The organism is Neochlamydia sp. S13, from assembly GCF_000648235.2.
Taxonomy (GTDB): domain Bacteria; phylum Chlamydiota; class Chlamydiia; order Chlamydiales; family Parachlamydiaceae; genus Neochlamydia.
The window spans coordinates 2,012,046-2,037,095 of record NZ_AP017977.1; the positions used below are offsets into that span (position 1 = coordinate 2,012,046).

General features: G+C 39.9%; 21 protein-coding genes. 8 read left to right on the forward strand and 13 right to left on the reverse strand.

All coding sequences use genetic code 11. The features are described 5' to 3' along the window. Positions 1-296: 296 nt before the first annotated feature. The 8 genes from TY21_RS07790 to TY21_RS11905 all read right to left on the reverse strand — a co-directional run bounded on the left by TY21_RS07790 (position 297) and on the right by TY21_RS11905 (position 9,368). Positions 297-2,264 (reverse strand): leucine-rich repeat domain-containing protein, encoded by a 1,968-nt coding sequence (locus tag TY21_RS07790; RefSeq protein ID WP_052354465.1) that lies wholly within the window; start codon positions 2,262-2,264, stop codon positions 297-299. Between the two features lie 508 nt (positions 2,265-2,772). Continuing rightward, the gene (locus TY21_RS07795) at positions 2,773-3,672 is read right to left on the reverse strand and encodes a DUF2608 domain-containing protein (protein ID WP_042240034.1); all 900 of its coding nucleotides are present in this window, start codon (positions 3,670-3,672) and stop codon (positions 2,773-2,775) included. Positions 3,673-3,702: 30 nt separating this feature from the next. Next, positions 3,703-4,359: a protein-L-isoaspartate(D-aspartate) O-methyltransferase gene (locus TY21_RS07800; protein WP_042240030.1), complete on the reverse strand. Its 657-nt coding sequence runs from the start codon at positions 4,357-4,359 to the stop codon at positions 3,703-3,705. Positions 4,360-4,370: 11 nt separating this feature from the next. Continuing rightward, a complete protein-coding gene (gene yajC / locus TY21_RS07805) occupies positions 4,371-4,781 on the reverse strand; it encodes a preprotein translocase subunit YajC (RefSeq protein ID WP_197725095.1) in 411 nt (136 codons plus the stop codon). A 23-nt stretch (positions 4,782-4,804) separates the two neighbouring features. Further along, positions 4,805-5,905: a tRNA guanosine(34) transglycosylase Tgt gene (gene tgt, locus TY21_RS07810; RefSeq protein WP_042240026.1), complete on the reverse strand. Its 1,101-nt coding sequence runs from the start codon at positions 5,903-5,905 to the stop codon at positions 4,805-4,807. A 7-nt stretch (positions 5,906-5,912) separates the two neighbouring features. Continuing rightward, the gene (rlmD, locus tag TY21_RS07815; protein WP_042240023.1) at positions 5,913-7,370 is read right to left on the reverse strand and encodes a 23S rRNA (uracil(1939)-C(5))-methyltransferase RlmD; all 1,458 of its coding nucleotides are present in this window, start codon (positions 7,368-7,370) and stop codon (positions 5,913-5,915) included. Between the two features lie 229 nt (positions 7,371-7,599). Beyond that, entirely contained in the window at positions 7,600-7,977 is a 378-nt protein-coding gene (locus tag TY21_RS07820; RefSeq protein WP_039383022.1) for a histone, read from the reverse strand. Between the two features lie 1,274 nt (positions 7,978-9,251). After that, entirely contained in the window at positions 9,252-9,368 is a 117-nt protein-coding gene (locus TY21_RS11905) for a transposase (protein ID WP_079979870.1), read from the reverse strand. 306 nt (positions 9,369-9,674) lie between these two features. Between TY21_RS11905 and TY21_RS11070 the strand changes: the two genes are divergently transcribed. The 7 genes from TY21_RS11070 to TY21_RS11910 all read left to right on the forward strand — a co-directional run bounded on the left by TY21_RS11070 (position 9,675) and on the right by TY21_RS11910 (position 19,177). Continuing rightward, complete coding sequence (locus tag TY21_RS11070; protein ID WP_158623051.1) at positions 9,675-9,845, forward strand: hypothetical protein; 171 nt, start codon at positions 9,675-9,677, stop codon at positions 9,843-9,845. A 54-nt stretch (positions 9,846-9,899) separates the two neighbouring features. After that, on the forward strand, positions 9,900-10,124 hold the full coding sequence (locus tag TY21_RS07830) for a hypothetical protein (protein WP_042240011.1): 225 nt from the start codon (positions 9,900-9,902) through the stop codon (positions 10,122-10,124). 96 nt (positions 10,125-10,220) lie between these two features. Beyond that, entirely contained in the window at positions 10,221-11,840 is a 1,620-nt protein-coding gene (locus TY21_RS07835) for a leucine-rich repeat domain-containing protein (RefSeq protein WP_197725047.1), read from the forward strand. Positions 11,841-12,379: 539 nt separating this feature from the next. Further along, the gene (locus tag TY21_RS07840; RefSeq protein ID WP_158623052.1) at positions 12,380-14,203 is read left to right on the forward strand and encodes a leucine-rich repeat domain-containing protein; all 1,824 of its coding nucleotides are present in this window, start codon (positions 12,380-12,382) and stop codon (positions 14,201-14,203) included. A 540-nt stretch (positions 14,204-14,743) separates the two neighbouring features. Next, the gene (locus TY21_RS07845) at positions 14,744-17,188 is read left to right on the forward strand and encodes a leucine-rich repeat domain-containing protein (RefSeq protein WP_130589636.1); all 2,445 of its coding nucleotides are present in this window, start codon (positions 14,744-14,746) and stop codon (positions 17,186-17,188) included. A gap of 413 nt (positions 17,189-17,601) precedes the next feature. Next, positions 17,602-18,990 carry a transposase gene (locus tag TY21_RS07855; protein WP_130589569.1) on the forward strand — a complete coding sequence of 463 codons (1,389 nt, stop codon included), beginning with the start codon at positions 17,602-17,604 and terminating at the stop codon, positions 18,988-18,990. A 19-nt stretch (positions 18,991-19,009) separates the two neighbouring features. Beyond that, positions 19,010-19,177, forward strand: a complete 168-nt coding sequence (locus TY21_RS11910) for a transposase (RefSeq protein WP_368668653.1) — start codon at positions 19,010-19,012, stop codon at positions 19,175-19,177. A 337-nt stretch (positions 19,178-19,514) separates the two neighbouring features. Here TY21_RS11910 and istB read toward each other — a convergent pair whose 3' ends face one another. Together istB and istA are read right to left on the reverse strand one after the other, a co-directional pair. Then, on the reverse strand, positions 19,515-20,297 hold the full coding sequence (istB, locus tag TY21_RS07865; RefSeq protein ID WP_174232795.1) for an IS21-like element helper ATPase IstB: 783 nt from the start codon (positions 20,295-20,297) through the stop codon (positions 19,515-19,517). After that, entirely contained in the window at positions 20,294-21,547 is a 1,254-nt protein-coding gene (istA, locus tag TY21_RS07870; protein WP_197725038.1) for an IS21 family transposase, read from the reverse strand. Before istA ends, istB begins: the two co-directional genes overlap by 4 nt. Positions 21,548-21,645: 98 nt before the next feature. On the opposite strand from istA, the gene TY21_RS11075 reads away from it, so the two are divergent. Further along, positions 21,646-21,816, forward strand: coding sequence for a hypothetical protein (locus tag TY21_RS11075; RefSeq protein ID WP_158623053.1), 171 nt, complete (start codon positions 21,646-21,648; stop codon positions 21,814-21,816). 322 nt (positions 21,817-22,138) lie between these two features. On the opposite strand, the gene TY21_RS07875 is transcribed toward TY21_RS11075, so the two are convergent. The 3 genes from TY21_RS07875 to uvrB form a co-directional block, all read right to left on the reverse strand. Beyond that, positions 22,139-22,348, reverse strand: coding sequence for a hypothetical protein (locus tag TY21_RS07875; protein ID WP_079979900.1), 210 nt, complete (start codon positions 22,346-22,348; stop codon positions 22,139-22,141). Next, complete coding sequence (locus TY21_RS11915) at positions 22,329-22,580, reverse strand: type II toxin-antitoxin system RelE/ParE family toxin (RefSeq protein WP_042240816.1); 252 nt, start codon at positions 22,578-22,580, stop codon at positions 22,329-22,331. Before TY21_RS11915 ends, TY21_RS07875 begins: the two co-directional genes overlap by 20 nt. Before the next feature lie 378 nt (positions 22,581-22,958). After that, positions 22,959-24,953 carry an excinuclease ABC subunit UvrB gene (gene uvrB / locus TY21_RS07885; protein WP_042240813.1) on the reverse strand — a complete coding sequence of 665 codons (1,995 nt, stop codon included), beginning with the start codon at positions 24,951-24,953 and terminating at the stop codon, positions 22,959-22,961. Positions 24,954-25,050 lie beyond the last annotated feature (97 nt).

Sequence of the window (25,050 nt, forward strand, 5' to 3'; positions counted from 1 at the left end):
AAAAGGTTAAGATTCCTAATAAAGTTCACTTTCTCTTCCTATCCACCTTACAGTCCTAACTTAATTGAAAACCTAGAGTCTCATATCCGCAGCCCTTTTCGGTCTAATCGCATCTATCATTTTATGATGAACTACAAAAGGGTGCATTTAGTTCTTAGAAAAAAGTTTGTCTAGAAAGAGGGGTAAGCATGAAAATAATCTTTAATAAGCAGCCTATTTTCTAGCCTAAAAATATCTTATGCTTGCCACGCCTCTTTTGTAAGAAAACACTTCTATTCACTTTAAGAGACACTCCCCTAAAAGAGATTTCCCTCAATTTTAAGCTGTCTAAGTTGAGGAAGCTGCCGGATTTCCGCAGGAATAGTAGTTAGTTGATTGTTGCTTAACCAAAGAATGTGCAGCTGAGAAAGCTGCCCGATCTCAGCAGGAATAGTAGTTAGCTGGTTGTCGCTTAAGTAAAGCATTCGCAGCTGAGAAAGCTGCCCGATTTCCGCAGGAATAGTAGTTAGTTGATTGTTGCTTAACCAAAGGGTGTGCAGCTGAGAAAGCTGCCAGATTTCCGCAGGAATAGCGGTGAGTGGGTTGCCGCCTAAGTCAAGGCTTTGCAGCTGAGACAGCTGCCCAATTTCTGCAGATATAGCGGTTAATCGGTTTCTGGCTAGGTTAAGGCTTTGCAGCTGAGAAAGCTGCCAGATTTCCGCAGGAATACTAGTTAGCTGGTTGCAGTATAAGTAAAGGGCTTGCAGCTGAGAAAGCTGCCCTATTTCCGCAGGAATAGCGGTGAGTAGGTTGTAGCCTAAACAAAGCCACTGCAGCTTAGTAAGCTGCCAGATTTCCGCAGGAATACTGGTTAGCAGGTTGCCGGCTAAGTTAAGCCTTTGCAGCTGAGAAAGCTGCCCAATTTCTGCAGGAATAGCGGTTAATCGGTTGCTAGCTAAGTCAAGTCTTTGCAGCTGAGAAAGCTGCCCTATTTCTGGTGGTAAAGACGTCAAGCCTGACTTATCTAAGTTCAGAGAGATGATATCTTTACCATGCTCTTCTATCCACTGCGTTAGCAGCTCTCCTTTTTTCTTTAAAGGTAAAGCTTGAATCTGTGGTTGGTTTAAGAACTCTGTTCCTCCCGGTAGCTTTTGCCAAAGTAAGAGGCGGTTAATATTTAATAGATAGGAGGAATAATTTGAAAGGGTAAAAGCCTTGCTTTCCTTAGCATTTCCTTCAAATTCTGTAGGAGAAAGAGAAGCGGCCAAAGTAAAGAGCTTTTGAAAGATGTAGGGCACTTTTTCTTCAATAGGAAGAGTAGAGTCAATTTCATAAATCTTATCTAAAATACGCGCTTGTTTTATAAAATCCCCATTCCCTTCAGAAAAATGAACTTGGATGATTGCGTTGTAAAGAGAGGCCATGGAAAGAGGTGTTACAGATAGAGGAGAAAGAGGTTGAATTTCTTTAGAGGAGGTTGAAGAAGAGGTAGAAATAGAAGATTGGGGAGCGGTTGAGGCAAGAGAGGAAGAACTTTGGTGGATTTGGCGCAGTTTTTCAAGGGCAAATTGCCTAATCTTTTTATTTTCTCCGAGTAATTTTTCCGTCCATTTATAACTTATTTTTCCTTCCTGGTTCAGTTCTTCACTGTCCTGGCTCATCAACTCTTCCAATTGATTCTCTAGTATTTTCTTTAAGGTTGAATGCTCTTGAATGGAAGGTTCTTCTAAAAGATTGAATAAGAGCTCAGTGTAGCGCTCTTTATAAGAGCCTAAAGAAGGAAGTTTTTTTTCTTTATCTTTATCAGAAAAAACGAGAGGAAGGGGCTGTAAAGATGAAGAAGCTTCGGAAGAGCGTTTAAGGCAAAATTCAAGATAGGCTTGGGCTTTTTCATACGTAGGAGTTAATTGCAAAGCTTGCAATAAAGCTTCTATAGCAGTGGCATGCTCTCCTTTTTCAGCAAGTTCTTTACCACGCAAGAAATGTCCTGCAGCTTCCTCACTAGGCTCATGCTTAATTTCCTCTAATGGATGAGATTCAGCCGTTTCGGCCAGGTGCCTGACCGTGTAGTTAGGTGCATGCCTTTCAATAAGAGTTCTATCTAGGGGACAAAGTTTATTGCGTGCTAAGCATTGAATGACGGTATCTTCATTAAAGGTATGACCACAAGGAAACAAAGTAACCGCCCGAGTCATCAGCTCTCCTGAGACGGGATCTTCTATATTCTCTGAAACTGTAGTACGGAAAGTTGCCTGGGCGTTAGAAATAGAATCTGACGGCATCATATAAAAGCTCCTTAAGATTTTATGTAAGCTATTACCTTATGAGGCAGAGGTAGCTTGCTTTTTAAAGAACTAGCCCTTACCTTTTTGCCAGAAAATTACTCTTTTTCTTCTTTATTAAGCAATTTTTATTTTAATAAAAAAGGGAGAGTCGTCTATGTTTTATAAAAGCTTGAGCAGTTTGTCTTATTTCTTTCTCAGTTTTATCTTATCCTCCCATGCCCTGTGGATTTTTAGGCCGAGCCGATTATCATAGTTGTAAAAAGCTTAGGAGGCCTTATATCTGATAAGGAAGGCTTAAGGGAACTCCTCGAGAATAATCCATGGGAATCAGTAAAAAAAGCATGCCTAGATCAAGACTATTCAAGAGAGGAGGGCAAAAGCGATGTGCTAAAATAGGGTAAGGAAGCCGGAGTGGTGAAAAGACTGCCGGGCAGGAAACGTCTATCTCATGAAAGCTGGAAATAGATGTAAAACACGTATAAAAAATTAGGCAAGCATATTAAAAGCTTCAATTTTGCCACTTCCTTATAAGCTCATTAATAAAATAGTCTGGATTTTTATCAGGTTGCGCTTGAGCTATTTCTAATGCTTCCTCATCTGATAGTAGGCGATCATTTTGAAGAAATGCTTCTAGTTGAATATTTGCTAGTAAAGGATCAAATTGTTTATGAAAATGATCTAGCTGGCTGTATCTAAAACCATAAAATGGTATACCCATAGTCTCCATCATGCTTTCCACCGACCTCATATGGCGCGGACTATCATCGATAAATATAACTTTACTAGGGCGAAGAAAATGATAATTTAAAAAATCTTTTAAGAAAGGGCCTTTATCTTGATAATCGGTAAAAATGATGCCTTGAGAAAAGCATTTGTAGGAGTTAGAATCAATCAATTTTGGCAGTCGATTAAGAGAAAAATCAATGCCGACACTTTTTAAATGTTTATAGGCACAAAGGTCAGCCTTTTGCATGTAGTCAGGATTTAAACAACGAGCTGTTAAAGCAAAAGTAAGAATTCCCTTTTGCTGAAGTTGTCTAATAATTTCAGCAGCAGAAGGATCTATCAGCCGCATCGGAACTTGAAGCATAATTTTTTGAATGATTTTATTAATCTCTAAACGTGCCTCATCTTTAGACAAATTAGCAGTAGCCATTTTAGATACAAAATAGCTCCACCACGGCGTGTTGCCTAGCATACTCGTCGTATTAATCAGGGTATCGTCAATGTCAAAAAACAGTATAGAATGTGAATCTACCTCTTGAAGAATATCAGCAAAACGATGCGTTTCTACAACTTTTGCTGAAAGTGGCCTAGAGAATAGGAGGGCAACAGCTAACAAGAAAAAAATTCCCCTCGAAGCTAACCGGACGCGAACTGGATGGCGTAAGATAAAATAATTTTTCATTATTCTCCTAGTTTGCTGGCCATTTTTCTCCTAACTTTCCCATCCTTCTTTACCTATTAGAGGAACGAAGCGAACAGGTTCAAAGGTCTCTTGAGTGTATGTTTCCTCAGAGGTTTTACGCAGACGCAGTAGAAGTTGGCTAAAGCTATCGCCCACAGGAATAATCAGGCGACCGCCAATTTTTAGTTGTTTGATAAGAGTTTGAGGAATTGCAGGAGCACCTGCAGCAACAATGATAGCATCATAAGGGGCATGTTCAGGCCAGCCTAAGGAGCCATCTGCCACCTTACAATGGATAGAATGATAGGCTTGCTGTTTAAAGCATTGTTGAGCCGCATACGCTAGGCTAGGCAAAAATTCAACAGTATAGACTTCTTGCGCTGTATAGGCAGCTACAGCTGCTGCATAGCCAGAGCCGGTGCCAATATCCAATACAATTGAACTAGGAGTAATTTCAGCTAATTGATTCATCAAAGCAACTATAAAAGGCTGGCTAATAGTCTGCCCCTCCCCTATAGGTAAAGGCCTATCTTCATAGGCATCTTCTTGCATAGAAGCAGGAACAAATAAGTGGCGAGGGACATGCCGCATAGCTTCCAGGGTAGCTGGATCAGTAATCCCTCGGGCAAGAAGCTGTGTTCTTACCATCTCTTGCCTTTTGTGAGAATAATCATCATCAAGTGGCATAGCTATCTTCCTTAAAAGTTTTTTTCCTCAACTTTTCGCTCTTCTTTATCAGCTTTTTTAGCTTCTTCCTCTGTGGCTGCTATTACATCAGTAATAGCTGCTTTAAGCATCTCGATTTTTGAGCCATCATACATTTTAAGTATAACAGTATTCTCTTCTATACGCACGATCGTTCCGACAATCCCCATAGCAGTTACTCGATCGCCTTTTTTCAAGGCGCTACGCTGCTCTTCTATGGCTTTACGACGTTTTTGCTCCGGTCTCCATAAGATCAAATAGAAAAAAATCAGAGCGATCGCAATCATTACAAAAGTTTGAGTCATTCCTTGATCACGGGGAACGATTTCAAGGTTAGTGCCCTCTTGCGCAAAAGCTATCGTATTATTCAATAGAGTAAAGCCAAGTGTAGAAAAGCAAGTCATTTTCTTAATCATATTTCATCCTTTTAATGCGGATACAAGGCACAAACTTTTTGATAAAAATCGGCTAAAGTATCATTTTTTATTGCTTCCCTTAATTTTTGCATAAAATCTAGATAAAAGGCTAGATTTTGTAACGTGACTAATGTTAAGCCAGTCATTTCATCCACATTGAGGAGATGGCGTAAGTAAGCCTTAGAGAACTGAGAAGTATAGGAGGGCGTAGATGGATCGAGAGGAGAAAAATCTTCAGCATAACGAGCAGCCTTTATCTGCACTTTTCCGGCCCAGGTAAAAGCCGTGCCATTTCGTGCATTTCGTGTAGGCATCACACAATCGAACATATCGACTCCCCGCATTACACTCTCCACTAGATTACGAGGCGTTCCTACTCCCATCAAATAGCGTGGTTTTTCTACCGGCATAAATGGCACTGTATGATCAAGCACCTCATACATCACCGAAGCAGGCTCGCCAACGGAAAGGCCACCGATAGCATATCCTTGGAAATCTAGATTAGCTAAAAACTGGGCAGACTGCTGACGTAAATCAGCATGCACTCCACCTTGTACGATTCCAAAAAGATTTTGATGAGGCTGCAAATCATAATTTCTACAGCGCTCCGCCCAGCGATGGGTTCTTTCTAAGCTTTTTTCCACAATTTTTTTTTCACACGGATAAGGCGTACATTCATCAAATGCCATCACAATGTCAGAGCCTATAGTTTTTTGAATGAACATGCTCTCATCGGGTCCCAAAAAGTGACGCGAACCATCGATATGCGATTGAAAATGGACTCCTTTATCCGTGACCTTGTTAAGGGCAGACAAAGAAAAAACTTGAAATCCTCCTGAGTCAGTAAGAAGAGGGCTTTGCCAGTTCATAAAAGCATGCAAACCACCAGCTTTACCCAAAATTTCTACCCCTGGACGAAGCATCAGATGATAAGTATTGCCCAAAATAATTTGAGCCTTCATATCTAACAGGTGCTGATTAGTCAAGGTTTTAACAGCTGCCCGTGTACCTACAGGCATGAAAACAGGCGTTTCTATCGCCCCATGGGCAGTTTCTATGATTCCTACTCTTGCACGGGAGCAAGCATCAGCCTTACAAATCGTAAATTTCAAAAAGAGCCTATATGTTTGATGGAGTTTTTTCTAGGAGAATCAAACTGTCGACATGGATAGTTTGAGGAAATTGATCATAAGGTTGAATATATTTTACCGTATAACCATTCTGCGATAACTCAGCAATATTAGCTACATGGGCCTGAGGATTGCCAGAAATATAGAGGATTTTGGGAGCATTGAGACGAAGTAAATGTTTCATGGTGAGAGGATCGAGACCCGCACGTGGAGGATTTAATAAGACTAAATCAGGTAGAGGAAATAAATTTTCATCTTGAATTTGGCCCAAAGCATAGCGCACCGCTCCTGAAATAATAGTGACATTCTGCCTATTATTTAAAGCAGCATTTTGACGCGCATCAAAAGCTGTCTCCGGAGATATTTCTATGCCTATTACCTGCTTAACGTTCTTTGAAGCGCAAATACCTAACACCCCTGAGCCGCAAAAAAGATCATAGATGGTATCTTCTTTGTTTACCTTCGCTAATTGCAGGGCTAAAGAATAAACCTTTTCTATTTGCCTTATATTAGGCTGAAAGAAAGAAGAAGGGCTAATTCTAAACTTATAAGTTTCTGCAGGCTTTTCAATATCTGCCTGAATGTCTAGTTCTTCCTCAATATACTGAGGTCCATAAAGTAACATTTCATAAAAGTTAGTGGCCATTCCTGGACTTATCTGTTGTATCCTAACAAATATGCTTAGCTTAGCATTTGACTGTTGTGGCTCAATAGCACTATGTAACGCATGGACAAAGCTCTCAAGGTGGCGATTTTGCAAAGCATAATCAGGGTTACCAGAGACCGTCAACATTACCATGCGGTCTCCTGTCTTCATTCCTTCACGTAGCGTCAAGGACCTTAATGAACCGGTATTCTTGATGGGGTAATAGGCCTCTAAATTTGACTCTTCCCACCAAGATTTTACCGCATGGACAGCTTGAGTGAACCAGGGGTTGGGAAGATGACATTCTACAAGATTAAAAACCTTTCCTTTGGTAGAGTCAAGAATCAAGCCTAAGTACTTAGTTTTATTTAGATCTCTTGAAAAGGTAAAATCCATTTTGTTTCTGTAATTCCACTCAGATTCAGAGGGCATAATAGGAAATAGATGGGTCTCTGGCGTGATTACACTGCGGAAAATATCTTTAGCTAAAGATTCTTTATAACGCAGTTGAGTATCATAAGACATTTGTTGCCATTGGCATCCACCACAGGAGCCAAAATGTATACATTTAGGAATAATTCGGTCTTTGGAAGGCTCAATAATTCTTTGTATTCCTCCTACCCAGTGCGTTTTATTTTTGCCATGTAGCACAGAATAGACTGCATCTCCAGGGATGGTAAACGCTATCTCAGCTTCCTTAATTTCCTCTTCTGAACGTTCGATGCGACCTAAGCCATGTCCTCTCTTAGAAAATTCATTGATTTTAACATTCGCAAAACGAGTTTGTTTAGAATAAGGCATATCGCTAGATTATTAAATTTTGGTCAAATAATAAGGTTAAATAAGCAGCTATATAAAAGCAAGGTGATTTAGGAACAGTTAGAAGCTTTGTACAACAACGTAAGCAACTTAAAAAATATAAGTGCGCCTGCTAGTTGGATTTTTTATTCACCAGGTCAGATAAGTTTTTCGAATTCGATGAGGAAAGTGAGGTAAAGGGGAGGTAATAACCCCCCTAAAAAACTATCAATTATCTCCAGCCCACTTGCTTCGTAGGAAGTTTTGCGGTAGGTCTTTTTAAAGAAAGAGGACGTGCCTTAGCTTTATGTGCTTTAGCTTTTGGCTTGGCTGCAGGTTTTGCAGCTGGCTTTGTAGCGATTGGTTTTGCAGCTGGCTTAGAAGCTTTTTTAGGAGCAGTTACTTTTTTAGCCGTTTTCTTTGTACCTTTCGTCGTTTTTTCAGATTTGATAGATTCTTTACGATAAAGCTTAGAAACTTTCTCAAGCTTAACGGTTCCTGTACGAACACGCTGAGAAGCTGCTTTATTGCCTTTCTCAGCTTTTTCTAAATCATTAGTAATGTTCTGAAGCAGGTCTCTTAAATTTTTGACCGTATCTTTTAATGCCATGGTGATTTGCCTCCTGATTTTTTGAGTTTCATGACGAAGTAATAAATATTAACTTTGGATATATTGTGCAACATTTTTCTTCACTTAGCGAAAAATAATCTTACTTTTGCGTCTTATGTTTAACTAATTATAAAACAAGCACTCAAGCAAAAAAGACAGCTGTAGGGCTATCTTAAGCTTTATTTTTATTTAAATCTTAACATAATTTAAGAAAAACTCAGGCTAAAAACAATCTTACGAAAATTTAGGAAAAAGATTGTCACATAGGTGTTTGAAAACTCTATTCAGGTACACTTCCTCAAATTTTTAGCTTCAAATATCTAAGAATAAGGGGCTACAAGCGTGAAATTAAAGTTGTGCAACAGTCTTAAATAACCGGCTTACCTCTTCTTGCTTGGTAGACTTTCTAAGAATAAAATAAAATGCAACTATGCTAAGTATCTTTCTAAGAAGGGCTTGAGAAAAAATCATAGCTATTCCTTTTTATCAACCGGCTCAAACATTGATTATTTTTCATTTTCTGCTAAATTTTTGTGTATACTTTGATAATTTCTAATAAATTCGTTCCATGAAAAATGCTTGCCATCTTTTCTTTTTATGGGTCTAGTAGCAAGTTCCTATCCTAAAAACCATTATTTATGCATTAATGATAAGCCCCTCTCTTTCTCTCTATTAAAATTATATAAAATTAGGTTTACAACTAAAGGAGACTTTCTTAAAAGCTATCCAAGCATTCAACTTCTTTCTTATTCTAAAAATTATATTGCAGGCTCTTCTAAGCGGTAGGATGATTAAATAGATGGCACCTTAGAAAAAGAGATACAAGCCTTAATTGGTACAGCCCAAGCTTGCTAAAATGTTAGATTGATAACATTTAGCAGAGGATGCTTTTTTTAGTAGAAAAAGGAGGAAAACAAAAGATTAATGATAGGTTTAGAAGGAAAAAGGCTTGCCTGTAACTTTTAAGAATGCAACGGATAAATGCAGACCAAGCATCGAATAGCTCAAGCTTTAATCCAAGCATGCTTAACCTCTCCTAAAATACCGCGAGTTATCGGATACGAAAACCCTCTAAGGCTGCTTCAATTATACCTAAGCTGTAAGCCAACTCATTAACTTTTGCTTTTCCGTGCGAGTAAATTGCATGCAGGGCTTACAGGGCTCGTAAGCATAGGCCACTATTCCGCTGATTAGATTGGCAAAAAAATTTCAAGCGCTGCAATGTCCGAGGATGTTCGATTTGACAAGAGTTTTTCAATTTATTTTTAACGCTTTCAATCCCCTCGCTTTCTTAATAAAATCTTATCTACCAGTGAAATTAGCTTGTTTTTCATATACTTTCTAAGCCTAGTAATAATTTCTAAGCCCTTGTCGTAAAGCTTGATAAACAATTGGTGAGTGAGTAGAGCAGGAGAATTTCACTCCTATCCTCTCTTAGAGCCGGACGGGAGCCTCTGGACTCATCCGGTTCTCATTATCTAAACCATTGGTATATAACCAAGCTTCCAATGAACGAATAAATGGGGAGAAGACTTTGCAATCTGTGCTATAGAGTGACATGCTTTGATCTTGTGTCTATTGTATTTGCGATATTTTCGTTTTGTCCATTTACACAAATAGTCATTTACGTTCCTCCATAGTCAGCTCCCTTACAAGTCTTTAAAAGAGAACAAAGCTTATTTGCCACACGCGTTCCCATGCAAATCAAAGAGGTAAAAGAACTCATATTCGAAGTGCCTTACGACAAAACTGTAGTAATAGTAGAAGGCTATCAAGCTTTTGAGAGTACCTCTTGCTATGCAGGCTTTGAACAAAGATGGGTAGTCATCTTCAGTCAGGTGACCTATCAAAGAGAATACCGTACTTGATCTAAGCATTAACTTAAGGACAGTGAAAAAGAAGCTAAAGCCTTTACTAAGCTCATGCAGCAAGAGTTTTCATGTCCTAGCGATGCTAAGCGCCAATTAGATAAGTTTGTAAAAAAACTTAAATATATACAGATTATAGAATCTGAAGTTATAGCAACTCAAAAGCATGCTACGCCTGGCCGGCCCAAAGCTGAGCAAAAATCTTCTACATCTAGCTATCACCTACAAGGCACGGTAGCTTGCTCTTTGCTTAACAAGTTAGCCGATACCCCGCGGTGATAAGGATACGAATTCGTTTGACTTGTTTTTTTTATTTTTATATTGTTTTTAAAAAATAAAAATGCTGAAAAAGTTATTACTACCCAAGAAAATAAAATGCATCCTATCTCTTCGACATCTATGGAATGCTTGCCCAATGAATTGTTGCTCCCTATCTTAGAGGCTTGCGTAGTTCCTTCCTTATTTAGCGTCTGTAAAAGATGGCATCATCTGCTGGCTACTGAAGTCATGCCTTCTCTTTATAAAAAAATAGCCCAGCTTCATTTTCCCACGAAGAATACCCTTACCCAGCGAACTCTTATGTTAGCTAAAGTTTATCAACTCAATCCTGGACTTACCTCTACTGAAAAAGTTTATCAAGTTTTTAAACAAGTTATTACCTTAGCTAAATCTATTTCTCCTTTGGAATTTAAATGGAAAACAGAAGAAAAAAGAGGCTTAACGCTGGCTAATTACTCTTCTTATCTCTTAAATATTAATCGCCTTTTACTTTGGAAAAAACTTCCTGGTGGAGAAGAATACTTGAGCCGAGAAGAAATTAAGCACTTGCCTCTACAAAAAAAAGGAGAGCTTTTTAGAGATTGGATTGAAGAAAATTGTAAAAGCATCACGGCTTTAGATTTATCTAACGCAGGCTTGACTTATTTACCCCCAGAAATATGCCAATTGTCTCAGTTGCAAACGCTTAATTTAAGCCAAAACCAGCTCACCACCCTTCCTGCAGAAATAGGGCAGCTTTCTCAACTACGAGGGCTTTACTTAAATCAAAACCAGCTCACCGCTCTGCCTACAGGAATAAGTCAATTGTCTCAGTTGCAAACGCTTAACTTAAGCCAAAACCAGCTCACCAGCCTTCCTGCAGAAATCGGGCAGTTGTCTCAACTACGAAGGCTTCAATTAAATCAAAACCAGATCACCAGTCTGCCTGCAGGAATAGATCAATTGTCTCAGCTACAATTGCTTGAATTAAATCAAAACCAGCTCACCAATCTGCCTGCAGGAATAGGTCAATTGTCTCAGCTACAATTGCTTGAATTAAATCAAAACCAGCTCACCAGCCTTCCTGCAGAAATCGGGCAGCTGTCTCAGCTGCAAACGCTTGACTTAAGAGAAAACCCGCTCACCGCTCTGCCTACAGAAATAGGGCAGTTGGCTAAGCTGCAAAGGCTTGACTTAAGAAAAAACCAGCTCACCAGCCTTCCTGCAGAAATAGGGCAGCTGTCTAAGCTGCAATGGCTTTACTTAAATCAAAACCAGCTCACCACCCTTCCTGCAGAAATAGGGCAGCTGCCTCAGCTGCAAACGCTTGACTTAAGAGAAAACCAGCTCACCACTCTGCCTACAGAAATCGGGCAGTTGGCTAAGCTGCAAAGGCTTTACTTAATCCAAAACCAACTCACCACCCTTCCTGCAGAAATAGGGCAGCTGTCTAAGCTGCAATGGCTTTACTTAAATCAAAACCAGCTCACCACCCTTCCTGCAGAAATAGGGCAGCTGCCTCAGCTGCAAACGCTTGACTTAAGAGAAAACCAGCTCACCACTCTGCCTACAGAAATCGGGCAGTTGGCTAAGCTGCAAAGGCTTTACTTAATCCAAAACCAACTCACCACCCTTCCTGCAGAAATAGGGCAGCTGCCTCAGCTTACCAAGCTTGAATTAGCGGAAAACCCTTTGAAAGATATCGCCGAAAAAATAAGGCAGCGTTTTCAATTGTAGAATGGTCGTAAGTACTTTTTAAATTAGGGTGAGCTAAAATGAAATAAAAAACTTTTAGCCATCCTATCTTTAAACAAGTAATCCGCTTTCCTTCCGGCAACTAAGCAAGCTTAAAATAACCTACACATTTATAATAACAAGAAGTTTCTCTTTTTTTCTGCAGAGTGTTATGGCTGGAAGAACAACTTTCCTTGACAGGAAGAAGCTAGGCATATTGTATTCCATCATTCGGTAGAAGAATTAAAACAAGGCACCAAAAAGAACCGTTTTATCTCAAATACAACGAATCAATTTCATTTTTTTAGCCAAACCAAAATTGCCGCATCACTTAATCCTCAAAACCTGTGGCTGCTCCTAAATGCTTGGAAGATCTACCCCCTTTCCTTGGAACTATCTGAAAAAGAAGCGCTGTTAGATCATTTGTGAGTAGTTTTTCATCGAGAAGGATACGAATTCGTTTGACTTGCTTTTTTAATTTTTTATATTGTCTTTAAAAAATGATAATGCTGAAAAAGTTATTACTACCCAAGGAAAATAAAATGCATCCTATCTCTTCGGCATCTATTGAAAGCTTGCCCAATGAATTGCTACTCCCTATCTTAGAGGCTTGCGTAGTTCCTTCCTTATTTAGCGTCTGTAAAAGATGGCATCATCTGCTGGCTTCTGAAGTCATGCCCCCTCTTTATAAGCAAATAGGTAAAGTGCATGTTCCTCAAGGAAATGTTAAGGAGCAGGCTCTTATTGTAGATAGGATTTATAAGCTAGAAGAAAAGCTTTCTGAAACAGCAAAGGTAAATGCAATCTTTAGGCAAATCTTTACTTTAGCCAAGTCTTTTTCTCCTTTAGAATTCAAAGAAAAAACAGAAGAAAAAAGAGGCTTAACGCTGGCTAATTACTCTTCCTATCTTGTAAATATTAATCGCCTTTTACTTTGGGAAAGACTTCCTGGTGGGGAAGAATTCTTGAGCCGAGAAGAAATTAAGCACTTGCCTCTAGAGAAAAAAGGAGAGCTTCTTAGAGATTGGATTAAAGAAAATTGTAAAAACATCCCCGCTTTGGATTTATCTAGAGCAGGCTTGTTTTATTTACCCTCAGAAATAGGCCAATTGTCTCAGTTGCAATATCTTGACTTAAGTCAAAACCAGCTCACCAGCCTTCCTGTAGAAATAGGCCAATTATCTCAGTTGGAACGGCTTTACTTAAATGAAAACCAGCTCACCGCTCTGCCTACAGAAATTGGGCAGCTCTCTCAGCTGCGAAGGCTTGACTTAAATGAAAACCAGCTCACCGCTCTGCCTGCAGAAATATGCCAGTTATCTCAGCTGCAATACGTCTCCTTAAATCAAAACCAGCTCACCGCTTTGCCTGCAGAAATTGGGCGGCTGTCCCAGCTGGAAAGGCTTGACTTAAATCGAAACCAGCTCACCGCTCTGCCTATAAAAGTCGGACAACTGTCTCAGCTGCAAAGGCTTGAATTAAATCAAAACCAGCTCACCAATCTGCCTACAGAAATCGGGCAGCTGTCTCAACTAGGGGTGCTTTACTTAAAGCAAAACAAGCTCGACCGCCTTCCTGCAGAAATAGGTCAATTGTCTCAGCTGCAAACGCTTAACTTAAGCCAAAACCAGCTCGACCGCCTGCCTACAGAAATTGGGCAACTGTTTCAACTACAAGGGCTTTACTTAAGCCAAAACCAGCTCACCAATCTGCCTACAGAAATCGGGCAGCTGTCTCAACTAGGGGTGCTTTACTTAAAGCAAAACAAGCTCGACCGCCTTCCTGCAGAAATAGGTCAATTGTCTCAGCTGCAAACGCTTGACTTAAGCCAAAACCAGCTCGACCGCCTGCCTACAGAAATTGGGCAACTGTTTCAACTACAAGGGCTTTACTTAAGCCAAAACCAGCTCACCGCTCTACCTATAGAGATTGGGCGGCTGTCTAAGCTGCAATGGCTTGAATTAAATCATAACCAACTCACCGCTCTACCTACAGAAATTGGGCAACTGTTTCAACTACAAGGGCTTTACTTAAGCCAAAACCAGCTCACCAATCTGCCTACAGAAATCGGGCAGCTGTCTCAACTAGGGGTGCTTTACTTAAAGCAAAACAAGCTCGACCGCCTACCTGCAGAAATTGGGCAACTGTTTCAACTACAAGGGCTTTACTTAAATCAAAACCAGCTCACTAGCCTGCCTACAGAAATCGGGCAGCTGTCTGAGCTGCAAACGCTTAAATTAAATCAAAACCAGCTCACCAGCCTTCCTGTAGAAATAGGTCAATTGTCTCAGCTGCAAGAGCTTAAATTAGAGGAAAATCCTTTGAAGGATATTGCAGAAAAAATGAGGCAGCGTTTCCAATTGTAAAATAGTCTTAAATACTTTTTAAATGGGGATGAGCTAAAATGAAATAAAAAACTTTTAGCCATCTTATCTTTAAAGAAGCAATCAGTTTTTCATTCCGGTAACTAAGCAAGCTTAAAATAACCTACACATTTATAACGACAAGGAGCTTCTCTCTTTTTCTGCAGAGTGTTTATGGCTGGGAGGACAACCTTTCTTGACAGGAAGAAGCTAGGCGTATTGTATTCCATCATACGGTAGAAGAATTAAAACACTGCGCCAAAAAGAGCCGTTTTTCTCAAATAAGGAAAAGAATCAATCTCATTCTTTTAGCCAAACCAAAATTGCCGCGTCACTTAATCGCCAAGACCTGTGGTTGCTCCTGAATGCTTAGAAGGTCTCCCCCCTTTCCGTGAATCTATCTGAAAAAAAAGCGGGATAGATTATCTGTGATTTGTTTTCATTGAAAGGATACGAATTCGTTTGACTTGCTTTTTTAATTTTTTTTATATTGTTTTTAAAAATGAAAATGCCGAGAAAGTTATTATTACCCAAGGAAATAAAATGCATCCTATCTCTTCGACATCTATGGAATGCTTGCCCAATGAATTGCTGCTCCCTATCTTAGAGGCTTGCGTAGTTCCTTCCTTATTTAGCGTCTGTAAAAGATGGCATCATCTGCTGGCTTCTGAAGTCATGCCCCCTCTTTATAAGCAAATAGGTAAAGTGCATGTTCCTCAAGGAAATGTTAAGGAGCAGGCTCTTATTGTAGATAGGATTTATAAGCTAGAAGAAAAGCTTTCTGAAGCAGCAAAGGTAAATGCAATCTTTAGGCAAATCTTTACTTTAGCCAAGTCTTTTTCTCCTTTGGAATTTAAATGGAAAACAGAAGAAAAAAGAGGCTTAACGCTGGCTAATTACTCTTCCTATCTTGTAAATATTAATCGCCTTCTACTTTGGAAAAAACTTCCTGGCGGGGAAGAATACTTGAGCCGAGAAGAAATTAAGCACTTGCCTTTAGAAAAAAAAGGAGAGCTTCTTAGAGATTGGATTGCAGAAAATTGTAAAAACTTAACTTCGCTAAATTTATCTGGAACAGGCTTGGCTTATTTACCTCCAGAAATAGGCCAGTTATCTCAGCTGCAAAAGCTTTTCTTAAATCAAAACCAGCTCATCGTTCTGCCTGCAGAAATCGGGCATCTATCTCAGCTGCAAGAGCTTGACTTAAGTGAAAACCAGCTTACCAGTCTTCCTGCAGAAATCGGGCAGCTGTCTCAGCTAGAAAGGCTTTTTTTAGATCAAAACCAGCTCACCAGCCTGCCTGCAGAAATCGGGCAATTGTCTCAACTGCAATGGCTTTACTTAGATCAAAACCAGCTCACCAGCCTGCCTGAAGAAATCGGGCAGTTGTCTGAGCTCCAAGCGCTTTACTTAAGTCAAAGCCAGCTCACCAGCCTTCCTGCAGGAATCGGACAACTGTCTCAGCTGCAATGGCTTGGCTTAAATCAAAACCAGCTCACCGCTCTGCCTACAGAAATTGGGCAGCTGCCTAAGCTGCAAAGGCTTGAATTAAATCAAAACCAACTCACCAGCCTGCCTGCAGAAATCGGGCAATTGTCTCAACTGCAATGGCTTTACTTAGATCAAAACCAGCTCACCAGCCTTCCTGCAGAAATCGGGCAGTTGTCTGAGCTCCAAGCGCTTTACTTAAGTCAAAGCCAGCTCACCAGCCTTCCTGCAGGAATCGGACAACTGTCTCAGCTGCAATGGCTTAGCTTAAATCAAAACCAGCTCACCAGCCTTCCTGCAGAAATCGGGCAGCTGTCTGAGCTGCAAACGCTTAAATTAAATCAAAACCAGCTCACCGCTCTGCCTGCAGAAATCGGCCAGCTGTCTCAGATGAAATGGCTTTACTTAAATCAAAGCCAGCTCGCCAGTCTTCCTGCAGAAATAGGTCAATTGTCTCAGCTGCAAAGGCTTGAGTTAAATCAAAGCCAGCTCACCAGCCTTCCTGCAGAAATCGGGCGGCTGTCTCAGCTGCAAACACTTTACTTAAATCAAAACCAACTCACCGCTCTGCCTACAGAAATTGGGCAGCTCTCTCAGCTGCAAGCGCTTGAGTTAAATCAAAACCAGCTCACCGCTCTGCCTGCAGAAATAGGTCAATTGTCTCAGCTGCAAGCGCTTGAGTTAAATCAAAACCAGCTCACCACTCTGCCTACAGAAATATGCCAGTTATCTCAGCTGCAAACGCTTGATTTAAGCCGCAACCAGCTCACCAGTCTTCCTACAGAAATTGGGCAGCTGTCTCAACTACGAGTGCTTCACTTAAATCAAAACCAGCTCACCGCTCTGCCTGCAGAAATAGGTCAATTGTCTCAGCTGCAAACGCTTAACTTAAATCAAAACCAGCTCACCGCTCTGCCTACAGAAATTGGGCAGCTGCCTAAGCTGCAAAGGCTTGAATTAAATCAAAACCAACTCACCAGCCTGCCTGAAGAAATCGGGCAGTTGTCTGAGCTCCAAGCGCTTTACTTAAGTCAAAGCCAGCTCACCAGCCTTCCTGCAGGAATCGGACAACTGTCTCAGCTGCAATGGCTTAGCTTAAATCAAAACCAGCTCACCAGCCTTCCTGCAGGAATCGGACAACTGTCTCAGCTGCAATGGCTTGGCTTAAATCAAAACCAGCTCACCAGCCTTCCTGCAGGAATCGGACAACTGTCTCAGCTGCAAAGGCTTAACTTAAATCAAAACAAGCTCACCAGCCTTCCTGCAGAAATAGGGCGGCTGTCTCAGCTGCAAGTGCTTTACTTAAATCAAAACCAGCTCACCAGTCTTCCTGCAGAAATCGGGCAATTGTCTCAGCTGCAACAGCTTTACTTAAATCACAACCAGCTCACCAGCCTGCCTGCAGAAATTGGGCAGCTGTCTCAGCTTACCAAGCTTGAATTAGCGGAAAATCCTTTGAAAGATATCGCCGAAAAAATAAGGCAGCGTTTTCGATTGTAGAATAGCCGTAAGTACTTTTTAAATGTGGGTGGGCTAAAATGAAATAAAAAACTTTTAGCCGTCTTATCTTTAAGCAAGTAATCCGCACTTAAATCAAAACCAGCTCACCAGTCTGCCTGTAGAAGCGGTAGAAGAATTAAAACATTGCGCCAAAAAGAGCCGTTTTTCTCAAATAAGGCAAAGAATCAATCTCATTCTTTTAGCCAAACCAAAATTGCCGCGTCACTTATCCTAAGTTTGTAGAGTGGCTTGAAAACAATGTAGAGGAGGGGCTGACATTTTTTCAATTTTCTTTCCATCATCACGTAAAAATTCGAACTTCTAATACTCGATGATGTACTTTTTTCTTGTTGACTAATTTTTAATAAAATATTGTTATACCTTATCAACTCATTAAAAATAATTTTTCGTCTATGTTTTCCCAACCGCTTCCCTTTATTAAAGAATATTTAAATCAACTTGAAGTGGCTCTCAAGCAAGAAAATCCTCATAATAATTTATCCAAAATTCAATGGTGTTGGCTAGCCTTTTGTTTGATGGGAATATTAGTTACTAATTCAATCTGTTGGGCAAAATTTGAAAGGGCTGGGCTTAAAAGTTATAAAAAGATGGCTTTATCGGCCATGTTTAGACGTGCTAAGATTGCTTGGAATAGGCTGCTAATTTGTAGTGTTCGCGCGGTCCTGCATAAACATGGCATCACAGAAGGGGTTCTTATTATCGATGATAAAGATCACAGTCGATCAAAAAATGCTGAGAAATTGCATCATTTACATAAAATCCGGGATAAAAAAACAAGTGGTTATTTTTGTGGTCAAAATATAATATTTCTTCAGCTAGTGACTAAAAAATTTTGCATTCCCGTCTCCTTTGCCTTTTATTCTCCCGATCCCGTACTCACAAGATGGCAACAGGAAGTGAGGAAGCTAAAAAAGTTGGGAATTTTAAAAAAAGACCGTCCCAAAGAGCCTAAAAGGTCATTAGAATATCCAAAAAAGTATACATTAGCTTTACAATTACTTAAAAATTTTGCTTGTGAATTTCCTGCTTTTAAGGTCACTTGTGTACTGGCTGATGCTCTTTACGGCAACGGCTTGTTTGTAGATGGAGTAGAAGGTATTTGGCCTGGAGTGCAAATCATTACTCAGCTTAGAAAGAATCAAAAAGTCATGCGGGGTAAAAAATCTCTCTCGTGCCAAGAATTCTTTGAAGCCTACAAAGGCTGGAATCAGGAAATTTTCATTCGCGGTGATAAAAAAAATGTGGTGCAAGCCGGGGGAGCAAGATTGTATGTTCCTTCTCACCACAAAAAACGATTTGTAATAGCCCTTAAATATGAGGGCGAAAATGAGTATCGCTATCTTATGGCTGCAAATCTTTCATGGAATATGAAAGATGTGATGCAAGGATATACTTTAAGATGGTTAGTAGAGGTTTTTATTGAGGATTGGAGTAGTCATTGTGGGTTTTGCAGTTTGGCCAAACAGTGCGGCGTTGAGGGATCAGAGCGACCTTTGATTCTAAGCCTGCTGTTTGACCACTGCTTTCTTTTTCATTTGTCTCAAACAAATTTCATTAAGAACAAACTCCCTTTAGCAACCTTGGGGAGCCTAGTAGAAAAGTCTAGAGTGGATGCTTTATGTCAAGTTATAAGAGAAATTGTTGAGCATGAAAATTCAAAAGAACTCTTCCGTGATTTCGAAAAGACGCTAGATGAAATCTTTGTTTTAAGGCCTTCTCGTAAACATTTAAATGCAGTACAAGAAAATGTAACTTTTGAGTCATCAAGAAAAGTTGCCTAACTGTCAAGAATAAAAAAGTATATCATCGAGTAATATAATGGAGAGATTAAATCAGGAGATTAAGAGACGCACAAGAGTAGTAAGAGTATTTCCAAATGAAGAATCATGCGAAAGATTTGTTACAGTAGTACTTCAGGAAATCCATGAGGATTGGATGAGTGATAAAGTATACTTGAAGATAAGATAGTGAGAACAAAAAAGATAAACAATATTTTTGCCTCTTAAGATTGTGAGTGTCAATTTTAATCGTGCCCCCTCACCCCAATGAAGGGGGGCTCATTAAAATTGACGCAAACAATCTAAAAAGGGGCAAAACACCTTAAAAAAATAGGTTAAAAGAAAAAGATCTCAGATTTTACAGAAAAATTGTTGCACAATCTGTGGATAAATGGATGAAGGAGTATAATTGTCAAGCGACATGACAAATTGACCCCCTGGCGACATGAACTTTTGACCCCCACCTCTGGCCGGCGACACCAACAATTGACCCCCAGCCATAGCAAAATCTGACCCTCCTCCTAGTTTTATTTTTTCTCGTTCGTTGACTCGCCACGTTTTACAAGTCCCGAACGCATTTTTTCGCGCAGTCTATAACTTTCTCCACGAATGGTAACCACCTGACTGTGATGAAGAAGACGATCTAATATTGCTGTTGCTACTACACTATCTCCAAAAACTGTGCCCCATTCTCCTACTGATCGGTTGCTTGTGATGAGCATGCTGCCTTTTTCATAACGTCTGGAAACGAGCTGAAAAAACAAATGAGCTGCATCGGCTTCAAAAGGCAAATAGCCAAGTTCATCAACAATTAAGAGCTTAGGCTTACTTACCTGGCATAACTCTTCTTCTAATTGCCCTTTTTTATGAGCATTCGAAAGCCGAGTAAGAAGAGCCGTTGCTGAAATGAATAATGTTGAATAACCCTTAAGAATGGCCTCTCTACCTAATGCAATAGCAAGATGGGTTTTCCCCACACCTGGAGGCCCCAAAAATAACACGGCTTCCCCATGGGCAATCCAACGACAAGCAGAAAGTTCTTTGATTTGCCTACTATCCAGGGTTGGCTGGCTCTCAAACTCAAAATTCTCTAATGTCCTAACACATGGAAATTTTGCAATCTTTATCGCCATTTTAATCCGTTGTTCCTCTTTACAGGATAATTCATGTTCAACAAGCAATTGTAAACTTTCTCTGAGTGTCAATTTTTGCTCAATAGCTTGATCGAGCAAATAATCTAAGCTATCTCTGATCGCTAAAAGCTTTAGCCGAGTCAGCATGGAATCAAGCCTGTTTTGTTCTATTATCATGACCAGCTACCTCCTACTAACCTTTCGTAGTCCGCAAGAGGTCTAGATAACTCCGCATCCATAAAATTTAAATTTTCTACACACTTAATCTCTTCATGCTCTTTTGGCCGAAAGGTTCCTACAATTCCTTTAAGATGTTCGGGATTAAGAATATTTTGATATTTTCCTTTGCATTCTACATGACGAGCAATTTCAGTTTGCTTATAGAAGATGCGAACCTCATTTTCTATTAGCTGAACAAAGACCCGTTCCTTAATTATCTTCCAAGGAACACTATATCTATTCGTATCGATCTCCACACAAGCATCCTTATGAACGATTCGGTCAAGTTCTCGAATCTGCAGGAAGGGTGGTTTTCCCTTTAAAGGGCGAAGAGCATCTTTTTCCATCTCTTCAAATACTTCCAATGGTATTTTACGCGTAGTACCGTGGAGCCTTTGATCAGAAATATTGTGCATCCAATGCTCTAAATGACTTTCGAGAGATTCCCAGCTAGCGAACTTGTGCCCTGCGATAGCATTGCGTTTAACATACCCTATAGCTCTCTCATCCTTACCCTTTGTTCTGGCACGATAAGGAGCGCAGGCTTTAGGACAAAATCTCCAGTAATTTGCAAAAGCAGTAAAACGCTCATTAAATTGGACTTCTCTAGTAAGCGCATAATGTTTAGTTATTAAACTTTTAGCATTATCTACAAGCACCTCTTCGGTAGTACCGCCAAAATAGAAAAAGGCTTCCTCTATTCCTTTAAACCAAGACGATTGTTGTTCATGTAAAAAAGGCTTAACGTAAATTCTTCTTGAAAAACCAAGGGTGGCAACAAACAAGAAGACTTGAGTGAGTTTATCTTGAATGTATAGGCGAGTGGAACCAAAATCAATTTGTAGTTGTTTTCCTGGTGGTGTTTCAAATCTCAGGGTGGCTTGAGCTTTTACCTGTAGCTCATCTCTAAAAGGTTTTACCGCTCGTTCAATAGTGCGAAGAGAAATATAGCGAGAATGGTTTTTTAGAAGTTCTTGCCGAACTACGTCTGCATTTCCTCTATGAATAAAAAAGTATTCCTTTATTCGATCTTCAAGTCCAGAGGTAACTTTTTTTCGTTTTGGACTTTTATAAGGAACCCAGCCTTTTTGTTTCAGGTATTTTTTCACAGTGTTTTTACTGATACCAAGTTCCTTAGCAATACGTTTGTGGCCCCATCCAAGTGTATGCAAGGTTAGCATACACTCCACATCTTCTTGTTGTTTCATAAGTTCCCCTTGAGGATTTAAATTATCCAGGGAACAATTGTATTCTTGCATAGTTTTTACACTCTCCAATTTTAGTGGAGGAAGGGTCAAATTTTGCTATGGCTGGGGGGCAATTGTTGGTGTCGCTTGACAATAATAACGAAAGAACATATACAGGAAAGTATTGTTTTGGCAAGACGCCTTTACAAACATTCTTAGATGCAAAACATCTTGCGCAAGAAAAGATGTTAGATAAGTTACAACTGACAGAAATAGTATCTGCCAGGTAACTCATGTCTGTCAGTTCAAGTGCTATCTAGGACAGCTAAATGGTAAATAAAATCTTCATGCACTTTCCCTGGCTAATTTACACAGAAAAATTGACAGGCTCTCCAGACATCGACAGACTCTGTTAGTCTTCAAGCTGAGCTTACTAAATGCGCATTCGCAGAAGACCTTACTGAAAAAAACGGGACTTGTTCACTGTTTCCAACAGTTTCCTGACTCCCCTTATGCGTCCTTGCTCTATACGAGGTTAACCCTAACATGCCTTCCAATTGCTAAAGCAGCATTAACAAAAGAATTTAGATTTGAAGGCCGAGTCGGGTCTAGTCATCTATTAAGAGCAGAGCGGCTTGTTTTCATTCGTTTGGCAAATTCTTCCTTTGTCAAATTCTGTTTTTTTATTTCGTCTTCTAACTGCATGACAAATGCATATTTGGCGGCAACTTCTTCGCATTCTTCTAGAACTCCTTCTTCTCGAAGAAAATCATTAAAATCAGACCCTAAATGTTTGTTTTTTCTAACTGTCTTTTTTCTCATAATTTTTAATCCTTTCTTTAGCAAGTTTGAAATCCAGTGAAGGAATTTTTTGAGTTTTTTTAATAAATCCGTGCAAAAGTACCATTTTGTTTGTTGATATTATAAAAATTATTCTGGCAATTCCATGGGGTATCGAGCTTCTAACTTCCCACAGCTTATCACCGAGATTTCGAACTAGTGGAAGGCCTAAAAGCCATCTAAATTGAACTTTTTTAACGTCACTCCCACTCATGAGACGTGTTTCTTCGTCTAGGGATTTTTAAACATTTCCTAACAGGTTCATTACCATTAGATTCAGCATAAAAGGCAACCTGGAAGGTGGGCTTTGCCTTTAGCATGGATTTTATCTTTTAATCCTGAGTGAAGCCTATTTGGTACGTATTAAGCAAGCTTATAAATTTGATTTTGTAAGGAGGCTGCATAGCGTGAGCTATAGCTGCCAGCAAGCCTATCATCTTATAGAGTAGCTTTATTTTTTAATATTTTTAGGGGAGTAATTTACTGCGGAAGAAGGCCAGATTCTTGTATTTTCAGCTTTGGAAACGATAGAACCTAGGGTTAGACTTGATAAATAATATCATTCCTTCAAGCAATAGAATCAAAAAGAAGTTTAGGCAAGATCTATTTCCATCTGCTGATATCTACGCATTTGGTCACGTAGCTCTGCAGCTTCTTCAAACTGCATCGTTTTAGCTGCTCGTTTCATAGCTACTTCTAACATTTTTATTTTAGCCCGCACCTCTTCCAAGGTGAGATATTCATGCTGGGATTCGGCAACTTTTAAAGTTTTTTTTCTTTTTTTAGACTCTTCCTCTACCTCTTCTACCAAAGGCGAAATTTCCCGATGGACAGTCCGTGGAGTAATCCCATGTTCTGCATTATATTTTTGTTGGATAGCGCGACGTTCTTGGGTAATTCTTAACGCCTCTTGAATCGCTTTGGTCTTTTTGTCAGCATACATAATGACGCGTCCTTCACTATTGCGAGCGGCTCTGCCACAAGTTTGAATTAACGCCGTTTCGCTACGTAGGAAGCCTTCTTTATCGGCGTCCAATATGCACACTAAGGAAACCTCTGGAATATCTAAACCTTCCCGCAATAAGTTAATCCCGACTAACACATCAAATACTCCAGCCCGTAAATCGCGGATGATCTGCATTCGCTCAATCGTATCAATATCAGAGTGCAAGTATTTAGTATGTACGCCCAGCTCGTTAAGATATTTACTTAGTTCCTCAGATAGACGTTTAGTCAAAGTGGTAACAAGCACACGGCCGCCCTTGCTCGTATGCTGATGTATCTCTGCTAAGCAATCATCTACTTGCCCCTCTGCCGGCCGCACTTCAATCTCCGGGTCAAGTAAGCCGGTGGGGCGAATCACTTGCTCAATCACTTCGCCGCTAGCCTCAGCAACTTCCCAGGGACTAGGGGTCGCGGAAACATAGATCACCTGATGAATACGCTTATAAGTTTCTTCAAATTGCAAAGGTCTGTTGTCAAAAGCAGAAGGAAGACGAAAGCCAAAGTTGACCAACGTTTCTTTGCGCGCACGATCTCCATTACACATGGCACGTAGCTGCGGCACAGTTTGATGAGATTCATCAATGATCATTAGATAATCATGGGGAAAATAATCGATGAGACATGGAGGCGGATCGCCAGGATTACGCTTACTAAAATGGCGTGAATAATTTTCAATACCCTTACAAAAGCCAATCTCTTTAATCATTTCTAGATCATAGCGTGTACGCTCTACAATCCTTTGATGCTCAATATATTTTTTTTCTTTTTCATAATAGCTGGCACGTTCTTCTAATTCGGCCTTAATCGTTTCAAGAGCATGCAAACGAACTTCTTCGGGAGTGACGTGGTGAGAACTAGGATAAATAGTAATTTTCTCAAGACGATGTCGCACTTTACCTAATAAAGGATCTATCTCGCTAATCTGTTCGATCTCATCCCCAAAAAACTCTATACGTACTGCCCGCTCCTCTTCATAGGCAGGAAAAATATCCAACACATCTCCTCTAACACGAAAAGTAGCCCGCGAAAAGTCCATATCATTGCGTTTGTATTGCATTTCTACCAGATGTAGAAGAATCTCATCACGACGACGCGTTTGACCTGTTTCTAAGGTAAGATTCATTTCGCGATAATACTCGGGCGAACCTAAGCCATAAATGCAAGAAACGGAGGCCACAATGATAACATCGCGCCTTTCTAAAAGAGAGCGTGTAGCACTTAATCGCAATTTATCTATGCGATCATTGATAGCCATATCTTTTTCAATATAAGTATCTGTACGAGCTATATAAGCTTCCGGCTGATAGTAATCATAGTAGGAGACAAAATATTCTACAGCATTATGGGGAAAAAAGGTCTTAAACTCTTGATAAAGCTGCGCTGCTAAAGTTTTATTATGAGCAATAATTAAAGCAGGTCGCTGGGTCCTAGCAATCACATTAGCAATCGTAAATGTTTTACCCGACCCTGTGATGCCTAACAAAACTTGCGTTTTGCGTTCCTGCAGAACGCCTTCACTCAGCTTTTCTATAGCTTGAGGTTGATCTCCACAAGGCTCATAATCAGTCACTAGTTTAAACATAAATAATTGTAGATAGTAAGTTTAAGGAAAATTTAAGTATAACATTTTTTCTGAATGCCAGAAAGCATATTTTCATTTCTTGCTAAATTTGCTCTAA